The 22,828-nt window shown below is 58.1% G+C and carries 19 protein-coding genes and 3 pseudogenes; 12 read left to right on the forward strand and 10 right to left on the reverse strand.

Going from position 1 to position 22,828, the window contains the following annotated elements; translation table 11 throughout:
* The coding region (locus tag PMI34_RS23075; RefSeq protein ID WP_008046887.1) for a beta strand repeat-containing protein at positions 1-2,788 on the forward strand (2,788 nt) is incomplete at its 5' end.
* Positions 2,789-3,011: 223 nt separating this feature from the next.
* Positions 3,012-3,776 carry a tetratricopeptide repeat protein gene (locus PMI34_RS0127045; RefSeq protein ID WP_032829388.1) on the forward strand — a complete coding sequence of 255 codons (765 nt, stop codon included), beginning with the start codon at positions 3,012-3,014 and terminating at the stop codon, positions 3,774-3,776.
* Between the two features lie 286 nt (positions 3,777-4,062).
* Here the strand turns inward: PMI34_RS0127045 and PMI34_RS23070 are convergent, their stop codons facing one another.
* On the reverse strand, positions 4,063-4,287 hold the full coding sequence (locus tag PMI34_RS23070) for a GDCCVxC domain-containing (seleno)protein (protein WP_008046890.1): 225 nt from the start codon (positions 4,285-4,287) through the stop codon (positions 4,063-4,065).
* A 201-nt stretch (positions 4,288-4,488) separates the two neighbouring features.
* Here PMI34_RS23070 and merR point away from each other — a divergent pair, with 201 nt between their 5' ends.
* The gene (gene merR / locus PMI34_RS23065; protein WP_008046892.1) at positions 4,489-4,887 is read left to right on the forward strand and encodes an Hg(II)-responsive transcriptional regulator; all 399 of its coding nucleotides are present in this window, start codon (positions 4,489-4,491) and stop codon (positions 4,885-4,887) included.
* Here merR and PMI34_RS29160 read toward each other — a convergent pair.
* A complete protein-coding gene (locus PMI34_RS29160; RefSeq protein ID WP_238538758.1) occupies positions 4,862-5,197 on the reverse strand; it encodes an AAA family ATPase in 336 nt (111 codons plus the stop codon). The two genes, merR and PMI34_RS29160, sit on opposite strands and share 26 nt — an antisense overlap.
* Positions 5,198-5,580: 383 nt before the next feature.
* On the opposite strand from PMI34_RS29160, the gene mhpA reads away from it, so the two are divergent.
* The 7 genes from mhpA to PMI34_RS23030 all read left to right on the forward strand — a co-directional run bounded on the left by mhpA (position 5,581) and on the right by PMI34_RS23030 (position 14,478).
* A complete protein-coding gene (gene mhpA, locus PMI34_RS23060) occupies positions 5,581-7,239 on the forward strand; it encodes a bifunctional 3-(3-hydroxy-phenyl)propionate/3-hydroxycinnamic acid hydroxylase MhpA (RefSeq protein ID WP_008046893.1) in 1,659 nt (552 codons plus the stop codon).
* Between the two features lie 2 nt (positions 7,240-7,241).
* Entirely contained in the window at positions 7,242-7,886 is a 645-nt protein-coding gene (locus tag PMI34_RS23055) for a TetR/AcrR family transcriptional regulator (RefSeq protein WP_008046894.1), read from the forward strand.
* A gap of 292 nt (positions 7,887-8,178) precedes the next feature.
* Positions 8,179-8,793, forward strand: coding sequence for a TetR/AcrR family transcriptional regulator (locus PMI34_RS23050; RefSeq protein WP_008046895.1), 615 nt, complete (start codon positions 8,179-8,181; stop codon positions 8,791-8,793).
* An 87-nt stretch (positions 8,794-8,880) separates the two neighbouring features.
* The gene (locus tag PMI34_RS23045) at positions 8,881-9,972 is read left to right on the forward strand and encodes a VOC family protein (protein WP_032829390.1); all 1,092 of its coding nucleotides are present in this window, start codon (positions 8,881-8,883) and stop codon (positions 9,970-9,972) included.
* Between the two features lie 175 nt (positions 9,973-10,147).
* A complete protein-coding gene (locus PMI34_RS23040) occupies positions 10,148-11,104 on the forward strand; it encodes a fumarylacetoacetate hydrolase family protein (protein ID WP_008046897.1) in 957 nt (318 codons plus the stop codon).
* A gap of 2 nt (positions 11,105-11,106) precedes the next feature.
* On the forward strand, positions 11,107-13,008 hold the full coding sequence (locus PMI34_RS23035) for an acyl-CoA synthetase (protein ID WP_008046898.1): 1,902 nt from the start codon (positions 11,107-11,109) through the stop codon (positions 13,006-13,008).
* A gap of 150 nt (positions 13,009-13,158) precedes the next feature.
* Positions 13,159-14,478, forward strand: coding sequence for an outer membrane protein transport protein (locus PMI34_RS23030; RefSeq protein ID WP_008046899.1), 1,320 nt, complete (start codon positions 13,159-13,161; stop codon positions 14,476-14,478).
* Between the two features lie 141 nt (positions 14,479-14,619).
* Here PMI34_RS23030 and PMI34_RS29170 read toward each other — a convergent pair.
* The 5 genes and pseudogenes from PMI34_RS29170 to PMI34_RS29640 form a co-directional block, all read right to left on the reverse strand.
* Positions 14,620-14,715 (reverse strand): annotated as a pseudogene (locus PMI34_RS29170) (hypothetical protein); the annotation flags it as partial.
* Positions 14,716-14,811: 96 nt separating this feature from the next.
* A complete protein-coding gene (gfa, locus tag PMI34_RS23025; protein ID WP_008046900.1) occupies positions 14,812-15,390 on the reverse strand; it encodes an S-(hydroxymethyl)glutathione synthase in 579 nt (192 codons plus the stop codon).
* A gap of 278 nt (positions 15,391-15,668) precedes the next feature.
* Positions 15,669-16,562, reverse strand: coding sequence for a polysaccharide deacetylase family protein (locus PMI34_RS23020; protein ID WP_008046901.1), 894 nt, complete (start codon positions 16,560-16,562; stop codon positions 15,669-15,671).
* Entirely contained in the window at positions 16,562-17,434 is an 873-nt protein-coding gene (locus tag PMI34_RS23015; RefSeq protein WP_008046902.1) for a GNAT family N-acetyltransferase, read from the reverse strand. Before PMI34_RS23015 ends, PMI34_RS23020 begins: the two co-directional genes overlap by 1 nt.
* A gap of 142 nt (positions 17,435-17,576) precedes the next feature.
* Positions 17,577-17,645 (reverse strand): two-component regulator propeller domain-containing protein, encoded by a 69-nt coding sequence (locus PMI34_RS29640; RefSeq protein WP_157222704.1) that lies wholly within the window; start codon positions 17,643-17,645, stop codon positions 17,577-17,579.
* Between the two features lie 231 nt (positions 17,646-17,876).
* Between PMI34_RS29640 and PMI34_RS23010 the strand changes: the two genes are divergently transcribed.
* Together PMI34_RS23010 and PMI34_RS23005 are read left to right on the forward strand one after the other, a co-directional pair.
* Positions 17,877-19,391 (forward strand): DUF1254 domain-containing protein, encoded by a 1,515-nt coding sequence (locus PMI34_RS23010; RefSeq protein WP_008046903.1) that lies wholly within the window; start codon positions 17,877-17,879, stop codon positions 19,389-19,391.
* A gap of 22 nt (positions 19,392-19,413) precedes the next feature.
* Entirely contained in the window at positions 19,414-20,952 is a 1,539-nt protein-coding gene (locus PMI34_RS23005) for a DUF1254 domain-containing protein (protein ID WP_008046904.1), read from the forward strand.
* Positions 20,953-21,249: 297 nt separating this feature from the next.
* Here PMI34_RS23005 and PMI34_RS29175 read toward each other — a convergent pair.
* The 3 genes and pseudogenes from PMI34_RS29175 to PMI34_RS29180 all read right to left on the reverse strand — a co-directional run.
* Positions 21,250-21,493 (reverse strand): annotated as a pseudogene (locus PMI34_RS29175) (hypothetical protein).
* A gap of 170 nt (positions 21,494-21,663) precedes the next feature.
* Positions 21,664-21,978, reverse strand: a complete 315-nt coding sequence (locus tag PMI34_RS23000) for a hypothetical protein (RefSeq protein ID WP_008046906.1) — start codon at positions 21,976-21,978, stop codon at positions 21,664-21,666.
* 8 nt (positions 21,979-21,986) lie between these two features.
* A pseudogene (locus PMI34_RS29180) lies at positions 21,987-22,828 on the reverse strand (DUF6861 domain-containing protein); the annotation flags it as partial.

The following is a 22,828-nucleotide window of genomic DNA, read 5'->3' on the forward strand; positions in this document are numbered from 1 at the left end:
CACTTCGGTCACCGTGCATATCGCCGGCAGCAACGACTCACCGACGATCACTTCCAACGGTGGCGGTGCGACGGCTTCGATCAACGTGGCGGAGAACACCACGGGGGTCTCGACAGTGGCGGCGACCGATGTTGATCTGCCGGCACAAACGCTGGGCTACAGCATCGTCGGCGGAGCGGATGCCGCGAAGTTCTCGATCGTTTCAGGCACAGGCGTGCTGAGCTTTATCTCTGCACCCAACTTTGAAGCACCGACTGATTCGGGAACGAACAACGTTTATGACCTGATTGTGCGGGCGTCGGACGGCACGCTGTTTGACGACCAGGCGATCGCGGTAACCGTGACGGGAGTCAACGACAACTCCCCGGTGATCACCTCCAACGGTGGTGGTGCGACGGCTTCGGTCAATGTGGCGGAGAACACCACGGCGGTTACGACGGTGGTGGCGACCGATGCCGATATGCCGGCGCAGACGCTGAGCTACTCGCTCCTGAATACGGCCGGGACGGACTTCAGCAAGTTCTCGATCAGTTCGAGCGGGGTACTGACGTTCAACTCAGCGCCCGATTACGAGAATGCCCAGGATGTCGGTGGTACTGACGGCGACAACGCCTACGTTGTGGACGTTCAGGTGTCCGACGGCAATGGCGGAATCGACACGCAGACGATTACGGTGAACGTGCAGAACGTCGTTGAGACGCCGGTAGATACCGTGCAGCCAACGGTGATAGTGACAGGGACTGCCTTAGGGAGTTCGATAGATTCAACGTCGACGGTCACATTCCAGTTCAGTGAGACGGTGAGCGGTTTCAACCTGTCTGATGTAGCAATGACGACAACGAGCGGAACGCCACGCGGAACCTTCAGTAACTTTACCCAGGTTGACGGCGATACCTACACGGCAACGCTGACCAGAACGCTGGGCGGTAGCATAAAAGTCGACGTTGCCGCGAACAGCTACACCGACCTGGCGGGTAATCCTGGTGCGGCCGGGAGCAGTGCAAACCTTCCGGCAGGCGTTGCCGGCGAACCCGTCAATCTGGCCCTCAACGTTCCACTGGCCGATATTAGCGGCCCCGTGACGGTGACTATCAGCGGTGTTCCTTCGGGGTGGGTGTTCAACGCAGGAACAGACAACGGCGACGGCACCTGGACCGTGCAGACCAGCGATCCCGGCGCATTGACTGTGACAACTCCAAGCGAATTCGCCGGTGCGTTGGTGCTCGATGTCAACATGTACTGGAGCAACAGCGACGGCAGCACCTCAAGCGCCTACGTGTTCAACAACGTCGAAATCTATGCCCCAGGCGCGCCGATCTTCGCCTTGTCCACCGACGACAACCTGACCGGCTCGTCCGGTGCCGACACCTTCGTGTTCGCCCGGCCGATCGGCAACAACGTCATTTACAGCTTCGATGCGGCGGCGGACAAGATCGACTTGATCGGCTTCACGGGCGTCAACGATGTTGCGGATGTGAGTATCGCCAATGACGCGAACGGCAATGCCGTGCTCAGCATCAGCGCCGACCAGACGATCACGGTCAACGGCGTGGATGCGGCGGCGTTGGGCGCGGCCAACTTACTGTTCGATGTGGACCCGGTCACGACCAATACGGGCACCCTCACCATTGCCGACGGCGCGATCATGCCGTTCGGTGGCAGCATCGACAACAGCGGCACCATAGCGCTCGGCTCCACCGGCAGCGGGACCGATCTCGAGATTCTGTTCCGTGGAGCGACGTTGAGCGGTGGCGGGCAAGTGGTGCTGTCCGACAGCGCGCAGAACGTGATCTTTGGTGGCAGTGCGGACACGGTGCTCACCAATGCCGACAACACCATCTCGGGTGCCGGCCAGTTGGGCGCGGGGCAGATGATGCTGGTCAACTCGGGCCTGATCCTTGCCAGCGGCGTCAATGCGTTGGTGATCGATACCGGCAGCAGCTCCATCACCAACACAGGTGTGCTGCAAGCCAACGGCAGCGGCGGGTTGGTGATTGAAAGTGCGCTCATCAACAGCGGTAGCCTGTGGGCGAACGATGGCAACATCACCGTCCACGCAGATGCCAGTGGCGCGGGAAGCGCGACTATCAGCGGTTCGGCGATACTGGAGTTCGGTGCTGCCTCCGATCAGCATGTGACGTTCGACAGCGGCGCGGCAGGCACGCTCAAGCTCGATGTGTCGGCGGCGTTCAGTGGCAGCGTCAGCGGTTTTGCCGCAGGTGACAAGCTGGACTTTGGCGATGTTGCGTTCGGCGCCAACACGCAGATCACCTATTCAGCGAATGACACAGGCACCGGCGGCATGCTGAGCGTGAGTGACGGTGCGCATGTGGCGCAGGTTGCCATGAATGGCCAATACGCGGCCGCGGGTTTGCAGGCGAACGCCGAGGGCAGCGGCAGTGAACTGGCCTACGATGCGGCGGCGGTAAACCACAGGATGCTGGGCGGCCAGGCCAACGACACTCTGATCGGCGGTGCGGGTGACGATCTGTTCTTCGGTGGACTGGGCAACGACACGCTCAACGGCGGCTTCGGCAACGATACCTTCATGTTTGCTGCGGCAGGCTTCGGCAACGACTCGATCCAGGGCTTCGATATCGATCCGGCGGGAGGACAGGACTTGCTCAATATCTCGGGGCTGGGGATCAGCAGCGAGACGTTCGCTGCCAACGTGAGCATTGCGGCTGACGGGGCGGACACGGTGATCGGGATCGGAGTGGACACTATTCGCCTTGTCGGTGTTAACAGTGCAGGTATCGATCAGACGGACTTTATCCTGACGACCTGATGATTTTGCTGCTGGCCACACATTGCTACGCGGTTGCAGACCCCATCGCGAACAAGTCCGCGATGGGGTCTGTTGGCGGTACAGTCCTGGCCGCGGTGGCCTTTGCAGTGGGAACTTCAGGGGACTGCCCAGGTCAATTGGGGCCCCGTATCACAGATGTCGAGCAGCGCTTTGGCCTGTTTTACTTCCGTGCCGTCCGAGATCAGCCGAGTTCGTCCCCCTGATGCCAACCAAGAGTTTTCTGTCGGGACTCATCCTGGCGTTCTGCGCCGTCGCGTCGCTTTGTTCGGTTGCCGCCGAGCGAAGAGCGCCCGCGCAAAGTAACAGCGCATCAACCACCCTGATCGAAACCGCCTCGCGGCAGTATGAAAATGGCCAACTGGATCAGGCCGCTGCCACGCTGGAGCGTGCCCTGCATATCCAGCCTAACAATCCCGCGACGCTGCATTACCTCGGCGTATTGCGTCTTCAGCAGGGGCAGTACCAGCAGGCTGAAACCCTGGCGGCGCGCTCGAATTTGCGGGTTGGTCGCAACGTCGCGTTACGCAACCGCAACTTCCAACTGATCCAGGCGGCGCAGCAGGCCCAGTCTTCGGGTACCCCACCCAATGCAAAAGAGGACCTGGTCGCAGTACAGAAGGGGCTGCAAGAGGAGGCCCAAAGGCGTCGCGAAGCGGAAATGGCGGTTGTTGAGCAATCCACTCCGGACACTGGGCGCGACGCTGGCAACTTCGCTGGCGCAGAGACAGATCGGGTTTCGGATGCGCCGGCGGCTGGTAGAGCCGGGGCCGAGGGAACAATGCAAATGGCTAGTGTCGAGCCTCAGCGGGCGTACGCTGAGGTTGAGATTCCCCTCGGCCATATGCCGCCTCCGGGTAAATGCCGAATCTGGTTTCCTGATCGTCCGCCGGGGCATCAGCCTGCACCCGGCAAATGCAAGAAGCTGCGATATCGGGTTCCGTCAGGGGCCTACCTGGTGCGCGGTTGAGTTTCCAGGTAGCCACTTCCGGTCAGGGGGCCGATCGTCGCGAAGGGATGCAAACGACTGTGATCGGAACAAAGCTACCTGCCGAAAGCGCTACCAAATGTGCACTGACCGATCGTCACCAATCGGATCAAAGCCAATACAGGAGCGCAATGGTATACAACCAGCCGATGCTGAGGGTGATAGTCAGGTAGATCACCACGAGCACCAGAGAGTGATTCCACATGACACTGACCTCCCATAACCACGGTTTGAGGCGCGTCAGGGGCGTCCGATAAACCGAATGAACCTAGAACAAGCCCGTACCACAGCATCCGCGTTGCTTCTGAATCGGCGGGCACTTCACCGTGCCAAACGAACAGAACACACAGCAGTCACCGGGGGCCGGGCGTAGCAGGGTCTTGCAACTGCCACATTCGTAGAAAAACTGACAGGCATCGGTGGGCATCGCTTCACGCTTGGCGAAACCGCAATGCGGGCAGGTCAACACGGATTCGAGGATGACGGCGCTCATGGTTGCCTCACTTGTGAACGGTGGAGGGATAACTGCTCCAGTGGACGCTTGACCGCGATCGGACATGCCGGACAGGTCATGTTCTGAACGTCGAGCCTGACGGTTTGCGCTGGAGCCCGAGCCATCGTTTTCTCCATTGAACTGATCTAACCTAGGGTCACTTTACACTCCGTACCTGAGTACAGAATCAAGGGGCGTGTGATGACGACAGGGCTGAGAATCGGCAAGTTTGCGCAAGCTGCCGGGGTGAACATCGAGACTATTCGCTATTACCAGCGACGCGGCTTGCTGGATGAGCCGCCAAAGCCGCTCAGCGGTTATCGATGCTATCTACCGGAGCAGGTCAAACGGCTGCGCTTCATCAAGAGGGCGCAGGCGCTGGGATTCACGCTGGATGAGGTGGGCACACTGCTGACACTTGATGCGGCCTGCGCTTGTCGCGAGACGCGGGCACTGGCCGTGCACAAGCTGGCCCTGATCGAGCAAAAGATGACTGACCTTGCCGCACTGCGGCAGGTACTGGGCGCACTGGTGCAGGAGTGCGATGCAGGTGCCGGCGGGGCCGCTTGCCCTATCATCGATGTGCTGAACAGGGAGTGATGCCTGGTTGCAGGGCATCATGCACAGGCGTCAGGCCAGCAACCAGCACCGGCAGGTACGGTTCGCCGGTGCCGTAGTGCTCCACGCAAGGGTCGCGTGCGCAGGTGATGCCGCCAAGGCTGGCGAGGAAATTTCCGATTAACGTGGTCTTGCCGATCCCCGGTTCTCCAGCGCGCCAGACCACGGCACGCTGGCCGCCATCCGCCCGCTCCCACGCCCGTTGCAGTCTTGAAATCTCGTCGGTACGACCGATGAATGGCGGTGGCGGATGCGCGCCGGCCGGCGGCACCGTCGCGGGTGCAGGCGGCATAGAAGGTGCAGGGGAGGGCGCGGCGATGAAGCGATAGCCGCGTCTCGACACAGTCTCGATATAGCGGGGCTAGCACCTTGCGCAGGTCGCTGATGGCTGTCTCAAGCACCGAATCGCTGACGAACCGATACCCCCACACGGCATCAAGCAAGGCATCCTTGGTCACTCCAATAACAACGCTGATCGACTCGGAAGCCAAGCCTCACCGGTCGCAAACTGGCCTCCCGCATAGCTCACATGGCCTCATCACGGTGCGGTCATGATCCAGAAAAAATAATGACAAAAACATCAATATTGAAATTTGTCTCAATTTTACATACCTTGGCCTTGCCTGACGATGAGACCTGCGCGCCTCACGACTTCAATCACAACAAGGGCTCGAGATGAACAACAACAAGAAAGGTACCGAACTGCTTCCCACCGCTGTCGATGTGCTGGTCGTCGGCAACGGTCCGGTAGGGGCGACAATCGCGGCGCTGCTCGGCCGCTATGGGGTGACGACCCTGGTGGTGGACAAGCTCCATGAAATCGTACTGATGCCTCGTGCCATTGCTTTGGACAACGAAGCCCTGCGCATCCTGCAACTCGCCGGATTGTCGGAAGACGCCTTTGAGAAGATCGTTATTCCTGAAGTGAAGATGCACTCTCCGGTCCTCGGGCAATTCGGTCGAGCCAATACTGAAGGCTGTATCGATGGCCATCCCAAGCTTGTGACGTTCTATCAACCCGACCTCGAACGCGCGATGCGCGGCCAGATTTCCCGGCTGAAGTCAGTGACCAGTCTGGGCGGTTTCGAACTGGAGAATCTGGTCGAGGAGTCGGATTGCGTGGTTGCCACCGTACGGGATCAAAATGGACACTCGCATTCCGTTTGCGCCCAGTATGTGATCGGTGCGGATGGCGCAAGCTCCAGGGTCAGGGCACTGATTGGCCAGGAGTTCGAAGGACAAACCTATGCAGAGGACTGGCTGATTGTCGATGCCAGGAACCGGCATGAGTCTGCCATTGATCACATCGAATTTATCTGTGATCCACGACGTCCAACGCCGCACATGCCCGCACCCGGTGGAAGGGAGCGCTGGGAGTTCATGCTGCAACCAGGTGAATCCCGGGAAGAGCTGGAAAGCCCGGAAAGCATAGCCCGGTTAATCGCGCCATGGATCAACCCGCAGGAGCTGGAAATCGAGCGCAAGGCGGTGTATCGATTCCACGCGCGCTGCTGCAACAGATTCAGCAAGGGACGTATCTTCCTCGCCGGCGATGCGGCGCACATCACCCCTCCTTTTGTCGGGCAAGGCCTCGTAGCGGGACTTCGAGATGGCGCCAACCTGGCCTGGAAACTGGCCTGGGTCCTTCGCGGCCATGCCGCGCCTGCAATACTCGATACCTATGACGAAGAGCGCCGCCCTCATGCCCAGGCGATGATCGATCTAGCGAAACTCATGGGCCGTCTGGTGATGCCCAAGAACAGGATCGCAGCTTTTTTCATCCACGGCTTGATGCGCATGCTGGCGTTGACTTCCGCTACCAGAAGGTACTTCGAGCAGTTGGACATCAAACCGAAGAACACCTTCAGGCACGGCCTGTTCGTGCAGCATCGTCGGGGCGACAAGCTGGTACGTGGCAGCCTGTTTCCCCAAGCCTGGGTTCGCAACATGCAAAAGCAGATCAAACTGAGCGACGATGCGCTTGGAGACAACCTGACCCTGGTTGGATTCGGTGTTGATCCGTTGTCGCTGCTAACCACTGACCAGATCGTTTCCTGGGAAAAAATGGGCGGCCACTTCCTGGAGATCAGAACACGCGGGCAACGCTCCGGCGGCAGTTGTGACTTCATTGAAGACATGAACCATGACATCCTGCCGCTGGCTGCCAAAGGAACGCTCGTCGCGGTTCGTCCCGACCGTATCATCATGCACCACGCCCCTGGCTTCGATGCAGGCAGTCTTCTTCGGGGCTGCAGGGACCTGCTGGTTAGCGAAGACGCCACTCCTGACAGCATTTCCATTACCATCAACGAGCCCCCTCGATTAAGAGCCTGAAGATGCCTTCCTCCACTGATCCTTCAGAAGCAACTACGCAAGAGCCTCTCACTCGAGGTCACAAGAAGCGTGAGCGCACTCGCCGTGGCCTGGTGGACGCGGCCTTGCGTCTTGTCGCACGCAAGGAGGTGGGGGAGATCGCGCTGCTCGAGGTAGCCGAGGAAGCAGCGGTATCCAACGGCACCATCTACAACTATTTTCGAACGCGCGACGAAGTACTCGAGGCGGTTGGAATCGCCATGGCAAGTGAGTTCTCCGATGCCATTTCCGCCCTGAGTTCGGACGTGCACTGCGGTGCACAGCGGCTTTCGATTGGTGTGCGCATGTTCGTATGCCGGGCCGCGTACGACCATCAATGGGCCAACGCACTGCTGCGCATCATCTATTCCGATCAGGCCATGCGCTCGCGCCTGGCTGCTCATGTGCTGGGCGACCTGCGTGAAGGTCTGCGCGCGGGGACTTTCGCCTATGAGGACGAGGGGGTCGCCCTGGACATGGTCGTATCGTGCACAACCGGAGCCATGCGCTCGGTTGTCGAAGAGCGTGCAGTGGTGGAACACGACCAGCGGGTCGCCGAGATGATTCTCAAGGCTCTGGGCGTAACACCTGCCAAAGCCAGGAGAATCGCCGGTAAGCCGCTACCCTAGTCCGGATGTCATCCGCGGCCGGCTAAGCCCGGCCAATCCATTGCTTGGCAGGGCCAGCTTGATGGCCTGCCGAGAAGGCGAGCCACGAATAAGATACGTAAATGAACATACGTGTTCATTTATGTCGATGTGCGGCGCCCTCAATCGATCCTGCCATATCAATTTAACCTTCATATTTTCGGGTTTATAACGGGTTTCATTGAATCTGACGTACTCAATTCAAAAAACGTTGTTGACGTATACTGAACACGAGTGTTCAATCTAGCCATGAGGTAATCCTGGAGAGAGAACCGTGGAATCCCTAAATCCAACACAGCGCCGCATTCATCAAGCCGCCTTTCGCCTGTTCGCTGAAAGAGGTACCTCACAAGTGAACATTCTCGACCTCGCACAAGAGGCCGGAGTGGCGCGCGGAACGGTCTATAGCAACATCGACAGCATGGAAAGCCTGTTTGAGGCAGTCGCTGGCCATCTTGCGAGGGAGATGCATGAGCGCGTCAACAAGAGCTTCAATTCCCTCTCCGATCCGGCTCAGCGGCTTGCCAATGGCATTCGATTTTTCATTCGTCGAGCGCACGAGGACTCCCAGTGGGGCGCATTCATCCATAAGTTCGCCATGAGCAATTCTTCGTTGCGCGAAATGTTTAGCAGCCAAGCGACTACGGATCTTCTGAACGGGCTTTCCAACGGGCGCTACCAGTTTCAGCAGGAGCAATTGCTCTCAGTACTGACGCTGATATCGAGCAGCGTCCTGGGCTCGATTTTTCTGGTGCTGGAAGGGCACAGGACGTGGCGCGAATCAGGATCTGACACCGCGGAACTCGTGCTGCGGGCATTGGGTGTGCCTCTTGAGGAGGCAAGAGCGCTGGCAACCAGAGAGTTGCCGGTACTTCCTCCTCTCGACTGAGCGCGGTAACCGACTCAACAAAAAACACCCCTGTAATTTTCAGGGGTTCGGGGATCGCTTTGCCCTGAAAACTGGAAAACAAGAACAATGAATAACAAAAATCAAATGCCCCGGTTGGCAACACAACAGCCTGTCCGGCATCCGCAACCGACGGTTAAAGCCCAAGGCCTGACTCACCTGATCTTTCAAAGGCCAGACTTGAAGGAGGCGGCGCATTTCCTGACAGACTTCGGCCTGACCGTCAGTCATCAGAACGCCGAAACGCTCTATCTGCGCGGCACTGAACCGGCTCCCTATTGTTACCGTGTCCACCGTGCAGAAAATGCATGCTTTGTCGGGTTCGGGCTGGCAGTCCAATCGCTCAATGATCTGAAAAGGCTGACGCAAATTCCAGGTGTGTCATTGATCGAGACATCGACACATCCTGGCGGCGGCCATTACGTCAGACTGACCGATCCTTCCGGCTTTATCGTCGAGGCAGTGTGCGACCAGACGCTCAGTGAAACCCTGGAACACAGGGCCCCACTGCCTTGGAATCTGGCGCAAGAACAGCCGCGAATCAACGCCACACAGCGCCCACCGATTGCACCGCCTGAAGTGCTAAAACTGGGTCACATCGTCATTGAAGTGGCCGACTATCAGGCGACCTGTGCCTGGTACACCCAGCATTTCGGGTTCATTCCCAGCGATGTACAGGTACTCCCCGACGGAACCCCCATCGTCGCTTTCATGCGCCTTGATCTCGGTGACAGGCCGGCAGATCACCATACGCTTGCGATCGCGCAGGGGTTCATGGCTACCTACAGCCATAGCGCCTATGAAGTTGTCGACGCAGACGCGGTGGGCATGGGGCAACGGGTCCTGCGAGAGCGGGGTTGGGAGCACTCATGGGGAATCGGTCGGCACATCCTGGGCAGTCAGATCTTCGATTACTGGCAAGACCCTTGGGGTGATAAGCACGAGCACTACTGCGACGGGGATATCTTTACCGCCATACATCCCGTGGGCATCCATCCCGTGAGTCCCGAGGCTATGGCGCAGTGGGGGCAGCGTATGCCCAAGAGTTTTACAAAACCCAGGATGAGCGTCGGCAACGTACGAACCCTGATCCGTAACCTGCGGCGCAGCCCGGACTTAACGATTCGCAAGTTGATCACGCTGATGCGGATGTTCGGGTAGAGCGGCCGCCATGTCGGGCAACGCTACACGATATGGCCGGCGAGACGTGCTCAAAGCCGGTGCCTTGATCGCCGGCGGCTCGTTGATCTACAGCGTCGCCAGCCAACCCTCAGAACAACACCACAGTTCTCGCGCCATCGAACGCGGGACAAACGCTGCTCCAGGAGTACCTTCAATGTCTGCTGTACACGTAGTTCGCTTTGAGTTTGAGAACGGTATCCACTGGGGCGTGCTACGCCAAGACCGTATCACGATTGTCCCGGGTACTTTTGAGACCACGGGTGACTTCATCAGCCACAACAGTATCGATGACCTCGCTCAACTCAATGGTACTCAGTTGGAGGCGCACCAAGTGAAACTGCTGTCGCCGGTGACCCGCAATCAACAGTTCGTCTGTCAAGGGGCCAACTACCGACAGCACATGATCGAGTCGGGCATGGACCCGGATGCGAAGAAATACAACATGATGTTTACCAAGGCGACCAGTTGCCTGGTGGCCGCAGACAGCGTCCTTATCAAACCGCGCAACGTCCGTTTCCTTGACTATGAGATCGAACTCGGGCTGGTGATGAAACGCGTAATCAGCGGCGCAGTAACCGTCAACGATGCCAACCTGCACGAGTTCATTGCCGGCGTGGTCATCGTTAATGATTATTCGGCACGCGACATTCAGATCCCGCAGATGCAGTTCTACAAGGGCAAGAGCTTCCGTACATTTGGCCCGGTCGGTCCTTATCTGTGCCTTCTGGATGCCCAGGACATGCATTACCTGAAAGCATTGCAGTTGCGCTTGACGGTCAATGGTGAAGTGCGACAAAGCGACAGCACGGCCAACCTGGTGTATGGCCCCGCTGAAACCCTGACCGAACTATCCGCCGTTCAAGATCTTGCCCCCGGCGACCTGATCGCCACCGGTACTCCTGCGGGATGCGCGCTGACCATCCCTTCGCCGGCCAAACAGCGCATTGCGGCCCTTATGCCAGAAGCCACCAAGTGGAAGCTTTTCCTCAAAGCACAGGAAGGGCGGACGCAGTATCTCAAGCCAGGAGACGTCGTCGAAGCGCACATTCGCAGTGCGGATGGCGTGATTGACCTGGGTGTGCAACGCAACCGAGTCGTAGAGGAAGCCTGAAGATGATGGTGCGATCTCTGAACGACATTGAAAGTATCGAGCAGGTTCCGTTATCGGAGCGTGGCTTGGCTGGCAGCACCTATGAAGCACTGATGCGTACAGCCGAGCTTTCTCCCAATGCGCCCGCACTGAGTTTCTTCGCCGACGCTAGCTGCTTCAGGAACACACACCACTGGAGCTATGCCGAACTCGTCGAAGATATCACTCGCGCGGCGAATGCTTTCCACGACCTGGGCATTACCCCGGGTGAAGTGCTGGCCTTCATCCTGCCCAACCTGCCGGAAACCCACTTCACTATCTGGGGGGGTGAAGCGGCCGGTGTCGTCATGGCGGTCAATCCGCTGCAAGAGGCCAAACAGATGGCTGCCTTGCTACGGGCCGCCAAGGCCAGCGTGGTAGTAACGCTCGCACCGACGCCGGGCAGCGACTTGTGGCCCAAGCTGGCCTCGCAGCTGGATCAACTTCCCGAAATCAAGCACGTCGTTTGGGTTGGCATGGGACCCTATGTTGATGTAGCTCAGTGCCAATCGCTTGAATCCCTTGCAGAGAAAGAACGTGAGTTGCACAGGGGGGCTACGATTCACGAATTACGGACGTTGATGGATGCTCAGCCGGCCACGCACCTGAAAAGCAACCGGACATTGCGCCCTGAGGATCGTTCCTCTTACTTCTGCACCGGTGGTACCACCGGGCTGCCCAAGATAGCGATGCGTACCCATGGGGCGGAGGTCTTCAACGCGTGGGCCATGGCCACGCACATGCAACCACATGGGAGTGGTCAGGTCATTTTTTGCGGGCTGCCACTATTCCACGTAAATGCACAGCTGGTGACAGGCCTGATGCCTTGGACCCAAGGTGATCATGTCATCCTCGGAACGCCGCAAGGTTATCGCGGCGAGGGTGTGATCCCACGATTCTGGGAGATGGTTGAGCACTTCGGCATCAACTTCTTCTCCGGCGTTCCTACCGTCTATTCCGCATTGTTGCAAAACGAGCTGGAAGGCCGTGACCTGTCCAGCCTTCGTTATGCCATGTGTGGTGCCGCGCCGATGCCGGTTGAGCTTTTTCGGGAGTTCGAAAGTCGGACCGGAGTGAAGATACTCGAAGGCTACGGACTCACGGAAGGCGCATGCGTTTCTTCGGTTAATCCACCCCATGGCGAGCGCTACATCGGCTCCATCGGCATACGGATTGCCTACCAGGACATGCGCGCAGTCATGCTCGATGACGCTGGAGAGTATTTGCGCGACGCCGACACCGACGAAATTGGGCTGATCACCATTACAGGTCCCAACCTGTTCGAGGGTTACGTTGAAGAAAGCCATAGCCGGGGCCTGTGGATCAACATCAATGGTCAGCGCTGGCTGAACACGGGCGATCTGGGTCGCCAGGATGAAAATGGCTACTTCTGGCTGACCGGGCGCAAAAAGGAGCTGATCATCCGCGGCGGCCACAATATCGATCCCAAGCAAATCGAGGAGGCTCTGCAAGCCCATCCAGCGGTGGCGTTAGCGGCTGCCATCGGCAGCCCGGATGCCTATTCGGGTGAAGTGCCGGTCGCCTACGTGCAGCTGCGACCAGGTCACGTCTGCAGTGTTGAAGAACTTGAGCAGTTTGCTCAGCGCCACATCAGTGAGCGGGCGGCCATTCCCAAGCGGATCGATATCCTCGAAGCACTGCCGTTGACGGCGGTTGGCAAGATTTTCAAGCCTGCCTTGCAGCAGCGCGAGGTGACCCGAGTAGTTCGCCAGGAAGTGGAACGCATGTGTCTGAAGGACATCGAGGTCGAGGTCATTGCGCATGAACAACGTGGATTAGTCGCGTGCATCCGGGCCGGGAGAAATCAAGAGTCCCTGGCCCTCCTTCTTGGTCGCTATAGCTTTCAGGTGGAGTGGCTCAAATGATCCTGACTGCATAAGTTCGGCACCTCAGCCCTGGTAGTAGTCAGCCAGGGCCTTTCACAACTTCGATCAACTCCAACCGGCACTGCCAAGTGCACCGGAAGGCGAAGCTTTGCCTGCGCACCAATCAATAACAACAATACGAGGTAGGAAATGAAACTGAGCAACCGTGCAACCCCGTGTCACTCAGCTGTGCGAGAAGTGTCTTCCTGGATAAAGTTCGCAGGTGCCGCGGCAATACTCAGTGCTTCCACGAGCGCGGGGGCCAATGGCATTGCCTTGAACGAACAAAGTGCAAGCAGCGCGGGAACTGCCTATGCGGGAAGATCGTCTTCCGCGCTGGACGCCAGCACCATCTTTGGCAACCCGGCGGGCTTAACCAAATTGAAGCGTAGCGAGATTTCCGGCGGAGCCGCGGTCGTCTCTGTGAGCGATGACATCAGTGATGCGCAGAGCAGTGCCACGGGAACGAATAAAGGGGACTCGGTACCGTTGGGGGTTGTGCCCTTCGCATATATGTCGACGCCGCTTGATGATCGTTTTTCGATTGGCCTGGGTCTCTATGCTCCGAGTGGCCTGATCAATGACTACGAGAGCAGTTTTCAGGGCCGCTACCATGGTTCCTATAGTACGACCAAGGAGATCACCCTGCAGCCTACCATTGCCTATCGGATCAATGACTACGTGTCCATTGGTGGCGGACCGACCATAAACCGTTTCAATGCAAAGCTTCAGAACTACCTGGCCACCGGCGCCCTGAACAATGGCCAGGACACACTGGTCACCATCAAAGGCGATGACACCGCGCTTGGGTACAACGTCGGCATCCTGGTTGACTTTACCGAGGCTACCCGTTGGGGGATTAACTATCACTCGAAGGTGGACTATGAACTTGAAGGGCATACTGAGGTTTCCGGCTCCCCGAGCGTCATCCCGCTGGACGGAAAGTATGACAACAAGATAGACCTCACTATGCCCGAATCCGTGGATACGTCTATCACCCATCATTTCAATAGTCGCTGGACGGGATACCTGGGGACCACCTGGAAACGCTGGAGCCGGATCAAGAAGGTAGAGGCGGTCAACAGCGGTCTTTCCCCCTTGGGCCAGGCGGCTGGCCTGGGAAGTGTGACCGAAGAAATGAACTGGCGTGACACTTGGGCCACCGCAGTTGGCGCATCCTATCAAATGAACCAACAATGGCTGCTGCGCGCAGGCTACGCCTATGATCCGTCGCCCATCAGAAATGCCGATCGCAGCGTGCGCATACCGGTTGGGAATCGCCAGGCCGTGACCCTGGGAGGCGCTTACTCTCCGAATTCCGATCTGACGATAGACTTTGCTTATGGTTATCTCTGGGACTCCAAAGTCTCAGTAAAACAGTCGAACAACTCCGGTCTTCAACCGCAATACAGTGCCAAATACGAAAATAGTGCGAATGGATTTTCAGTACAGGCAACCTATCGGTACTAATCGACCTGACCCAGAGCATTTCAACTACGAACTGATTGGGTAACAGCTTTGGCCGTTTGCTGCTTGTCACGAAGGACTGAAACCACAACCCATAGCAGCCAGTCGTAGCTAATTGGCAAACATCCCCCGATGACTGCAGGTTCAGCGCAGGTGCACGTAGGTACCCGGCGCAGCCTCGGCAGCGGCATAAGTCCTGTTGCCCAGTTTACCGGGAGCCTTTTTACGATCACCCGAGCGTGCCTGCAGCCCCCCCCGGTTAATTATGTGGGGGCGCACAACATCAAAGGTGAATCGGAGCCGCGGTCCGGAAAAGAAACCGCGGCGACCGATCAATCAGGCGGCGGGGAGCAGGCCTTTCTGTTTGGCGACATGAGTCGCCAGTGCGTCCATCAAGTCCGGGGACAGGCAGTCATAGGGCTCCAGGCCGATCGAGCGCAGGCGCTCGCGGATAGCCTTCATTTGCGCTGGCGGTGTGCCGGTTTCGATGATGGAGGACACGAACGCCGCGAATCCCGGCGCAGCCCATCCGCTCTGTGGCGAAAGCTCGGTGTGGACGAAGTCCAGGCCATAAAACGCATGGTCCTTGTTTTCGATGCGCCCAAAGAGATGGGCGTGACACTGTTTGCAGGCGTGGCGCTGGATAGTGGCGGTTTCGTCGACAATCGCCAGTTTTTCGCCGTGGGCAATGACGCTGACCTTGTCTCGAGGCACCACGGCGATGACGGCGAATGTCGCGTTTTGTGGTTTCCAGCATTTGCTGCAGCCGCACGCGTGGTTATGCAGAGTTTGTGCGTCGATCCTGATCTCGACCTTGTCGGTCGCACACAGGCATTGCAGAGTGCCACCTGTGAAATTCGCGGCGGCGGGCTGGATACCATTGTCCAGTGCAGGGTGAAGTTGCAAGGTGCTCATGCTGGCGTCTCCGTTTCAGGGTGTCAGACAAAAGTGCCTGGGGCCGTGCCCCAGTCCGGTAGTTCATCGGAACTCCATGACCGCGCGGATCGATTTGCCTTCATGCATCCGATCGAACCGCGGCGGATTTCGAAAAGGACACAGTGCATAAACGAGTGACCTCCTTCGGTGCGACCGGTCGGTTACCCAGATCAAGAATAGTCTGCGATGACGCCTCGAGCGCGGCCAGGGTCGGCGCTCGGGCGAGTGTGCCGAATTCAGGTGGAGTCCACAGCCACTCAGGCGGGGAATCGGGCGATCCAGTGCCTGGCAATCTCTTCGCGGCGGCAGATCCACACCGCGTCGTGGCCTTGCACGTAATCGAGAAAGCGCGCCAGCGCCATCGCACGACCAGGATGGCCACTGATCCGCCCATGCAGGCCGACGCTCATCATCTTCGGGTGTTGCGCGCCCTCCTGCCACAGCAGGTCGAAAGCGTCCTTGAGCAGCCTGAAGAAGTCTTCACCGCAGGCGAAACCGTTCGGCAGCAGATAGCGGGCGTCGTTGTTGACCAGTGTGTAAGGGATCACCAGGTGGGCGGGCGAACCCGGGAGCCAATAGGGCAGATCATCGTTGTAGGCGTCCGAGCTATAGAGCAACCCGCCTTCCTCACGCAACAGGCGGCGGGTGTTCTGGCTGACCCTTCCTGTGTACCAGCCTGTGGGGCGTTTACCGCAGATCTGCTCGATCACGTCGAGGGTGAGGCGGATATGGCGCCGTTCCTGGTCTTCAGGCATGTCGCGATAGTCCAGCCAACGGTAGCCATGCCCGGCAACCTCATGCCCGGCAGCGCAGAGCGCATGGCCGATCGCCGGGGTGAGTTCCAGTGCCCGGCCGACGGCGAAGGCGGTTAGCGGCAGGCCTCGGGCGCTGAACAGCTCCAGAATGCGCCACACACCTGCGCGCGATCCGTATTCGTACATGCCCTCGACGCTCAAGTCCGGTTCCCCCACACGCGCAGGGCGCCCCGGCAGCTCGTGCAGCCAGGCCTCCGACTGTGCATCGCCATTGAGGATGCATGACTCCGCGCCTTCTTCGATGTTGAGTACGAACTGGACCGCGACGCGCGCCTCACCGGGCCATCGCGGGTGGGGTGGGCAGCCGCCGTAACCGATGAGGTCGCGAGCGGACATCAGCCCAGCTCGAAGGTCGTGACGCCGAACACACGTTCGTGCGCGATCGCCGGAGGAGGGCCGAGGTACATGCGTGCGCAGCCGAACACCTCGATCATGCCCTGTTGGCGCACGAGCGCCATCGCGGCGGGGTTATTCTGCGGGGCATCGAGAAACAGCGGGCCACCCTCGGCAAATTCCGCCAGGCGAGCGTAGAGGGCATTGGCTGCCAAGGCGTCATCGGCGAACAAGGGGCCGATCTTGTAGCCTTCCCGGCAGCGCCTTACTACGCCATAGCCGCTTAGCCTGCCCTCGCGCCGGCAACCCACGGCGAGTGCGTCGGCCTGGGCTATCCACCCGCTCAGGAAGCTTGCGCGCGGGGCGGGGAAGCAGGTGCGGTCGTAATCGACAACCTGATCGAACGGAACGGAGGCCAACGGGACGATGTCCTGACCGTCTACCTGGGAGGTCGTCGGGCGGGCGGTGAGACTGGCACGAAAACGCATGTTGCGATGGGAGAAGACGAAACCACCCTTGGCGTAGTAGTCCTGCATCGCGAAGACGCCGTCCATGCCGATGCTCGCGCCCGGGCGCAGGCGGGCGAGGAGCCGCTCGCGACGTGCGTGCCAGAGGGTATTGCCCAGCCCCTGACCGCGATATTCAGGCCGGACGATGAAAAAGCCCATGAAACCGAATTCTCCATCGTAGGAGGTGATGGCACCGCCGCCGATCAATTCACCGCCCTGGTACGCCGCGATGAAGGCGGCAGGGTCCGTAGCCCAGAACAGTTCGGCATCGTGAAGGCCGGGATTCCAGCCCTCACGGGCAGCCCAATCGACGAGCTCGTCCAGCTCGGGACGGGTCATGTTGCGTATGACCAGCTGATTCGACACCGCGAAGTTCTCCTCAGTCGTTAATCGAGCGTGTGGTCCATCCCCACCCTGAACCCTTTCGGTATAGCTTCAACCTGAGTATTGATCCAGATCGTCACGCCATTGTCGCGCTGAGTGACTGCTTCTGTCCGATCTCTGCCTGTCACCAAGGGCTGTATCCGACCCACAGCTGCCCGTCGGAGTCTTGAGCGAGAGCGCAGATAGCAGTCAGTCAACGAATGGGAGGCAGTTTAGCCATAGGCAGGCCCGAGGCGAACGGTAGCGGCTGCACCCGTGGAGCGCTGGCCGAATAGCCAAAGCTGTCTGATTCCAGGCTGCTACAATCAATCGGCGTGCCGCCGCGGTGCTGTCGCAGGGGTCCAGTCGCCACAACGTTTGACCCCTTCTTTTCCGCATGTCTTTCGGCATCCATTCACGTATTCACGGAGTTTGGAGGTTGAACATGTCGACTGAATCTTGTGCTGCCAGCCGAGGAAATTATCGGGTCAAGGAAACTGATCGTCGATGTTTAACCGTTTTACTGGGCGTCGGGGCAGCCTTCCTGATGCTGGCGGGTAACGCTCAGGCGCAGCAGGTGGCGATCCCTACAACCGCCAGCGAAGTTCCCGGCCCGGCGAGCGGCACCGCCATGACCACGGCCTACGTGCAATCGGTGGGGCGCATGGCCTACCTGTGGGGCTGGCCGCTGGTCAACATGGCCAACCGCGGCAACGCTTTTTCGAAGGCCCCCGAGCCCGGCTTGATGGGCGGCGTGATACCGATCGCATTCAACCGGAACGCAATGTTGACCGGGTACATCAGCCCGGACGAAACCTTCATCGCTTGCCCTAACCAGGATGTCGCGTACGGCGCCGGCTTCATGACGCTGGACAAAGAGCCCATCGTCTTCCAGGTCCCGGATTTCGGTGATCGTTTCTGGGTCTACGCCCACTATGACGCGCGCACCGACGAATTCTCCGAGATCGGTAAGGCCTATGGCACCAAACCCGGCTTCTACATGATGGTCGGCCCAAACTGGAAGGGCGAAACTCCAGCCGGCATTACGGCAGTGGTGCGCTCCTCCACGTCGCTGGCCTTTGTCGTTCCGCGTATCTTCATCGATGACAGCGCTGAGGACCAAAAAGCCGTCCAGCCGGTGATCAGCCAGATCGTCTACTACCCGTTGTCGGAGTTCGACGGCAAGATGAAGTCCAAGGACTGGAGCAAGCTACCGCATTTCCCCACGCCGAAGACCACCGGCAAAGGGGAGGCCTCGTGGGTGAACCCGCAAACCTTTTTCGACGAACTACCTGCGGTGATGAAAAGCGTGCCGCCGCTGCCAGGCGAGGAAGCCCTCTATAACTGGATCGGCAGTGTGCTGGACGCAGCCGCCAAGGACCCGAAAATCATGCAGACGCTCAAGGCAACCGCTGTCGCGGCTGAGCACGAGATGATTTCGCCGTTCCTGCGGTGGAGCAACAACGGTCGTGCCGCCGGCAATGGTTGGAATTCGCCCGTGAACAATGCCCAATGGGGAACCGACTACCTCAACCGGACCGCCACCGCCAAGTCGAACATGTACGACAACCGCCCGGAAGAGACGAAATATATCTACACGGACAACGATAGCCAGGGCAAGCAACTCAACGGAAACAACACCTATGCCGTCACCTTTGGCAAGGGCCAGCTGCCACCGGTCAAGGGCTTCTGGTCGCTCACGCTATACAACGACGTCCACCTGTTTCATCCCAACGCGCTAAAGCGCAATTCGCTGGGCACGAAGAACAAGAATCTCAAATACAACCCGGACGGGTCGCTGACGCTCTATGCCGGCGCCAGGACGCCCGGCAAGGACAAGGAAAGTAATTGGCTGCCGGCCCCCAGCGGCCCATTCTCGCTCTACATCCGTGCCTATTGGGCCGACAAAGCCATACTCGACGGCACGTGGCAGCCACCGGCCATCGCGACGGTGAAGTGATCAAACGGCAGAGGACGCAACCATGAATCCAAAGAACTTGATCGCCGCTGCGCTCGTGGGCGCGTTAGTAATGAGCGAATTGGCAACGCAGGCCTGCGCTCAGGAAGCCAACTTCAATAAACTCGCCGACCTGCCGTTCACGCAAGGCCGACCCACGAAAGAGGCCGCGCAGATACTACGCGACGAACTGCTTTTTCAACGGGCGACGCAGACGTATCTCTGGGCGCTGCCTTTGATCAACACCCTCGGCATGCAGGTGGGCTCGGAAAAGACATTCGGCGCCGGCTACAACGTCTTGCCGATCTGGAAGCGCAGACTTGACGCCAAGACCCTGGTGACGACCCCCAACTCCGATGTCCTTTACGCGATGAGCTACATCGACCTGGGAAGGGATGGACCGCTGGTGATGGAAGCGCCGCCTGAGTTGCAAGGCATCCTGCTGGATGTCTGGCAGCGCCCCATCCCGGTCGATGGTGGCAAGTTCTTCGGTGACGTTGGCCTGTTTGGACCGGATGAGGGAAAGGGCGGCAAGTTTCTCCTCTTGCCACCCGGCTACAAGGGCGCAGTGCCGGAGGGCTATTACGTGTACCGCTCTGCCACAAACAATGTCTTTGTCTTTCTGCGCGGGTTCTATAAAGATCCGAAGAATCTGACGCCGGCGGTTACGCATCTTGAACAGACAAAGATATATCCACTGAACGGCGCGGCCGGGGCGAAACCGATGAAATACCCCGATGCCTCCGGCGTCCCGGTCAACATGCTGCCGAGCAGCGACGGCAATGCCTTCGATCAACTCAAGCTGCTTGTGGACAGTGAAGGCACCAACCTCGCCGGTCCCGATTGGCTCGGCATGCTGGCGGCGATCGGCATCGTCAAGGGGCAACCGTTCAATCCTGATGCGCGAACACGCGAGATCCTCGATCGGTCCGCCAAGACCGGCTACGAAATGAGCCGTGTCATTGGCTTTTCAGACAAGGCGAATGGTCTCTCGTTTAGAGTCTATCCAGACCGTCAGTGGCTTAATCCTTTCGCCGACGGTACTCCCGCGAATCCGGGCGGGTCGAAGAATGATAGTTGGGAAAATGTCGCCGGAGCATATCCGTACCTGGCCCTCGATACTCGAATCTGGATGTTCACCAACTACTACTCGATAAGCCCGGGAATGATGTCCCAAACCCCAGGCAAGGGTGCCAAATATATGATCAGTTTCACCGACAGCGGCGGCACGCCCTTGTCGGGTGACACCAGCTATCACCTGAGCCTGCCGGCCAACATTCCTGCCGCCTTGTTCTGGTCGGTGACGCTTTACGATGCCGCCAATGCTTCCGGTCTCGACAACGGCCAGCCGTTCCCCTCGCTCGGTTCGCGTGACAAGCCGGTGCAGAACGCCGACGGCAGCACCGACCTCTACCTCGGACCAAAAGCACCCGAAGGCAAGAAAGCCAACTGGCTCGCCACTGTGCCAGGCAAAGGTTATTTCGCCATCATCCGACTCTATGGCCCGAAGGAACCCGCCATCGATAAGAGCTGGAAGCCCGGTGACATCGAGCAGGTGAAGTGACGTTGGCCTGCCCATGTCGGGAGGTAAACATAATGCGGATGAGATCGCCAACGAGGGGGGCTTTAAGCAGAGAACGTTGACCGGCAGCTTTTGGCCGGTAGCTGCCCTTCGCGACAGGCAGCAATGGGGCGTTTTTAGTCCCTCGCAGCAGTCAGCGTTTGACCGTTCCCGGTCGGTCATCACTGCGGCGCCTGTAGGTCAAATGGATGCAATATTCCACCCTCAAAGAGTCCGATTCTTCCCGCATTGCAATGGGACTCGCTCATGAAGGAGGGGCCGCGGGGCGTTAGATGATGCCTACAACCTCCGTAGTCGCATGATGGCGTCCGTGATGCCTAGAGCATTCGTGTCCAGTGTTTCCATGGCGCGTTAGCGGCGGTACTCCCACTTCACTCTCAGAGAGCCACTTAGTCTCCTCTTCAATGGCCGCACAAATGGCGTGCAGGAGCAGCGTTAGTGCGTCGGCTGTGGTTATTTGTAAGACGTACTGGTGCGGCTGCCGACGCAGAAGATGAATCAGATTGACGAGTTGCTGCCGCATGTGGCAACCAGCGTAATCAGCCAAAGTGGGTTTGCCAGCCGCTTACAGATGCCCGGAATGTTACCCATTAGCTAAACTGCTGACCGCTCAACAGTAGGGCTGTTGTCATATCACCGATTAATTCGGTTTTTGGTGAATATCAGCGCAAGTTTAACCGAGAAGTAGCTATTTTACGGTCTGGATTTTTTCATGATCTCTTCTATCATTTTAAGCGTGTCCGAGCCACGCCCCTCGATAAGTTCAACATAAAAATTGCTGTAAGCATCCGAAAGCTCGCGATATTTCCGAAGGTTTGATTCATCCATGATGCGATGGCCTGGTATATCCCTTGCTTCAACTTGGGTGTTGATCTCACCACGCTCAGCTGCGGATATCAAATATTCCATTTGTTCATACAAAGCCAGGGCTGCCGATTCTTGTTCTTTATACAATTCCAGTTGTTTTCGCAACTCGATTGCGGCCTGTTTTAACGCTAGAATATCCATGCTAGTTCCTAATTGTCGATTTCGCCAATGAGCTTTGCTGCAGACCACTCGTGCCGATTAGGCACCAGATACTGTGCCGCCTCTCCCGCTCTCGTGATTCTACCCCCAAATTCTACCGTTGGCGCGACCTTGCTAACGAAAACTTCAGTAGGCTCAAGTGGCTTAATTTCAAAAATAGAATATCTGGCATTTTCGCTGATGACCGGCAAACCGAGTGAATCCGCTAAAGTTTTATCGGACTTAGCTGCCGCCTTCAATTCTTCCATTGTAGTGAAAAATGGTGAATAGTCGGAAATGCCTTTTTCACCCACAGGTACGATCTTCACAAGCGGCGTTCTTATGCTAGTGGTAACTGGTACAGTACTTCCTGATGCCACTTGGCCAAAAGCTCTCTCTAAGAGACTTGCAGATGATGCCTTAGGGTCTGCCAATGCGAGTTTAGCGATGTATTTTTGCCCGTCCGCGCTCTGGAGATAATTATGGATTTCCTGGTTGCTTAAACCCCTTGGCTCAAATGTCTTTACCGACTTTCGTTTATTTTCGGCTGAAACGAATTCAGTATCTTGCTTCGCGTAAAACTCACGCATCTGATTTTCCCGCGCAAGCTTCTCAACTGAAGTGACCCCCCTAATCTGTAGCTCCGGATGCTCCAAAAGTAGTTTTTCGTTTTTCGTGAGCCATACAGCGAACGGCTTGTTGGAAATCTCTGATCGAAGCTTGGCACTTCTCGTCGCAATACTTTCGAGGCTGTTGACCACACCCGCTTTCATCTGCCCTCGGGTGAGATAGGTAACAATTGCCGTCAGTAGCAGCAACACCAATTGCTCTTGTAGTGGTCTAATGAAACCGG

Origin of the sequence: Pseudomonas sp. GM74, from assembly GCF_000282455.1 — a bacterium.
Classification (GTDB): domain Bacteria; phylum Pseudomonadota; class Gammaproteobacteria; order Pseudomonadales; family Pseudomonadaceae; genus Aquipseudomonas.

Excerpts from the sequence above, each read along its gene's own strand:
- PMI34_RS0127045 (WP_032829388.1), top strand. The coding sequence starts at position 3,012 with ATGCCAACCAAGAGTTTTCTGTCGGGACTCATCCTGGCGTTCTGCGCC.
- PMI34_RS23070 (WP_008046890.1), bottom strand. The coding sequence starts at position 4,287 with ATGAGCGCCGTCATCCTCGAATCCGTGTTGACCTGCCCGCATTGCGGT.
- merR (WP_008046892.1), top strand. The coding sequence starts at position 4,489 with ATGACGACAGGGCTGAGAATCGGCAAGTTTGCGCAAGCTGCCGGGGTG.
- PMI34_RS29160 (WP_238538758.1), bottom strand. The coding sequence starts at position 5,197 with ATGCCGCCTGCACCCGCGACGGTGCCGCCGGCCGGCGCGCATCCGCCA.
- mhpA (WP_008046893.1), top strand. The coding sequence starts at position 5,581 with ATGAACAACAACAAGAAAGGTACCGAACTGCTTCCCACCGCTGTCGAT.
- PMI34_RS23055 (WP_008046894.1), top strand. The coding sequence starts at position 7,242 with ATGCCTTCCTCCACTGATCCTTCAGAAGCAACTACGCAAGAGCCTCTC.
- PMI34_RS23045 (WP_032829390.1), top strand. The coding sequence starts at position 8,881 with ATGAATAACAAAAATCAAATGCCCCGGTTGGCAACACAACAGCCTGTC.
- PMI34_RS23040 (WP_008046897.1), top strand. The coding sequence starts at position 10,148 with ATGTCTGCTGTACACGTAGTTCGCTTTGAGTTTGAGAACGGTATCCAC.
- PMI34_RS23035 (WP_008046898.1), top strand. The coding sequence starts at position 11,107 with ATGATGGTGCGATCTCTGAACGACATTGAAAGTATCGAGCAGGTTCCG.
- PMI34_RS23030 (WP_008046899.1), top strand. The coding sequence starts at position 13,159 with ATGAAACTGAGCAACCGTGCAACCCCGTGTCACTCAGCTGTGCGAGAA.
- gfa (WP_008046900.1), bottom strand. The coding sequence starts at position 15,390 with ATGAGCACCTTGCAACTTCACCCTGCACTGGACAATGGTATCCAGCCC.
- PMI34_RS23020 (WP_008046901.1), bottom strand. The coding sequence starts at position 16,562 with ATGTCCGCTCGCGACCTCATCGGTTACGGCGGCTGCCCACCCCACCCG.
- PMI34_RS23010 (WP_008046903.1), top strand. The coding sequence starts at position 17,877 with ATGTCGACTGAATCTTGTGCTGCCAGCCGAGGAAATTATCGGGTCAAG.
- PMI34_RS23005 (WP_008046904.1), top strand. The coding sequence starts at position 19,414 with ATGAATCCAAAGAACTTGATCGCCGCTGCGCTCGTGGGCGCGTTAGTA.
- PMI34_RS23000 (WP_008046906.1), bottom strand. The coding sequence starts at position 21,978 with ATGGATATTCTAGCGTTAAAACAGGCCGCAATCGAGTTGCGAAAACAA.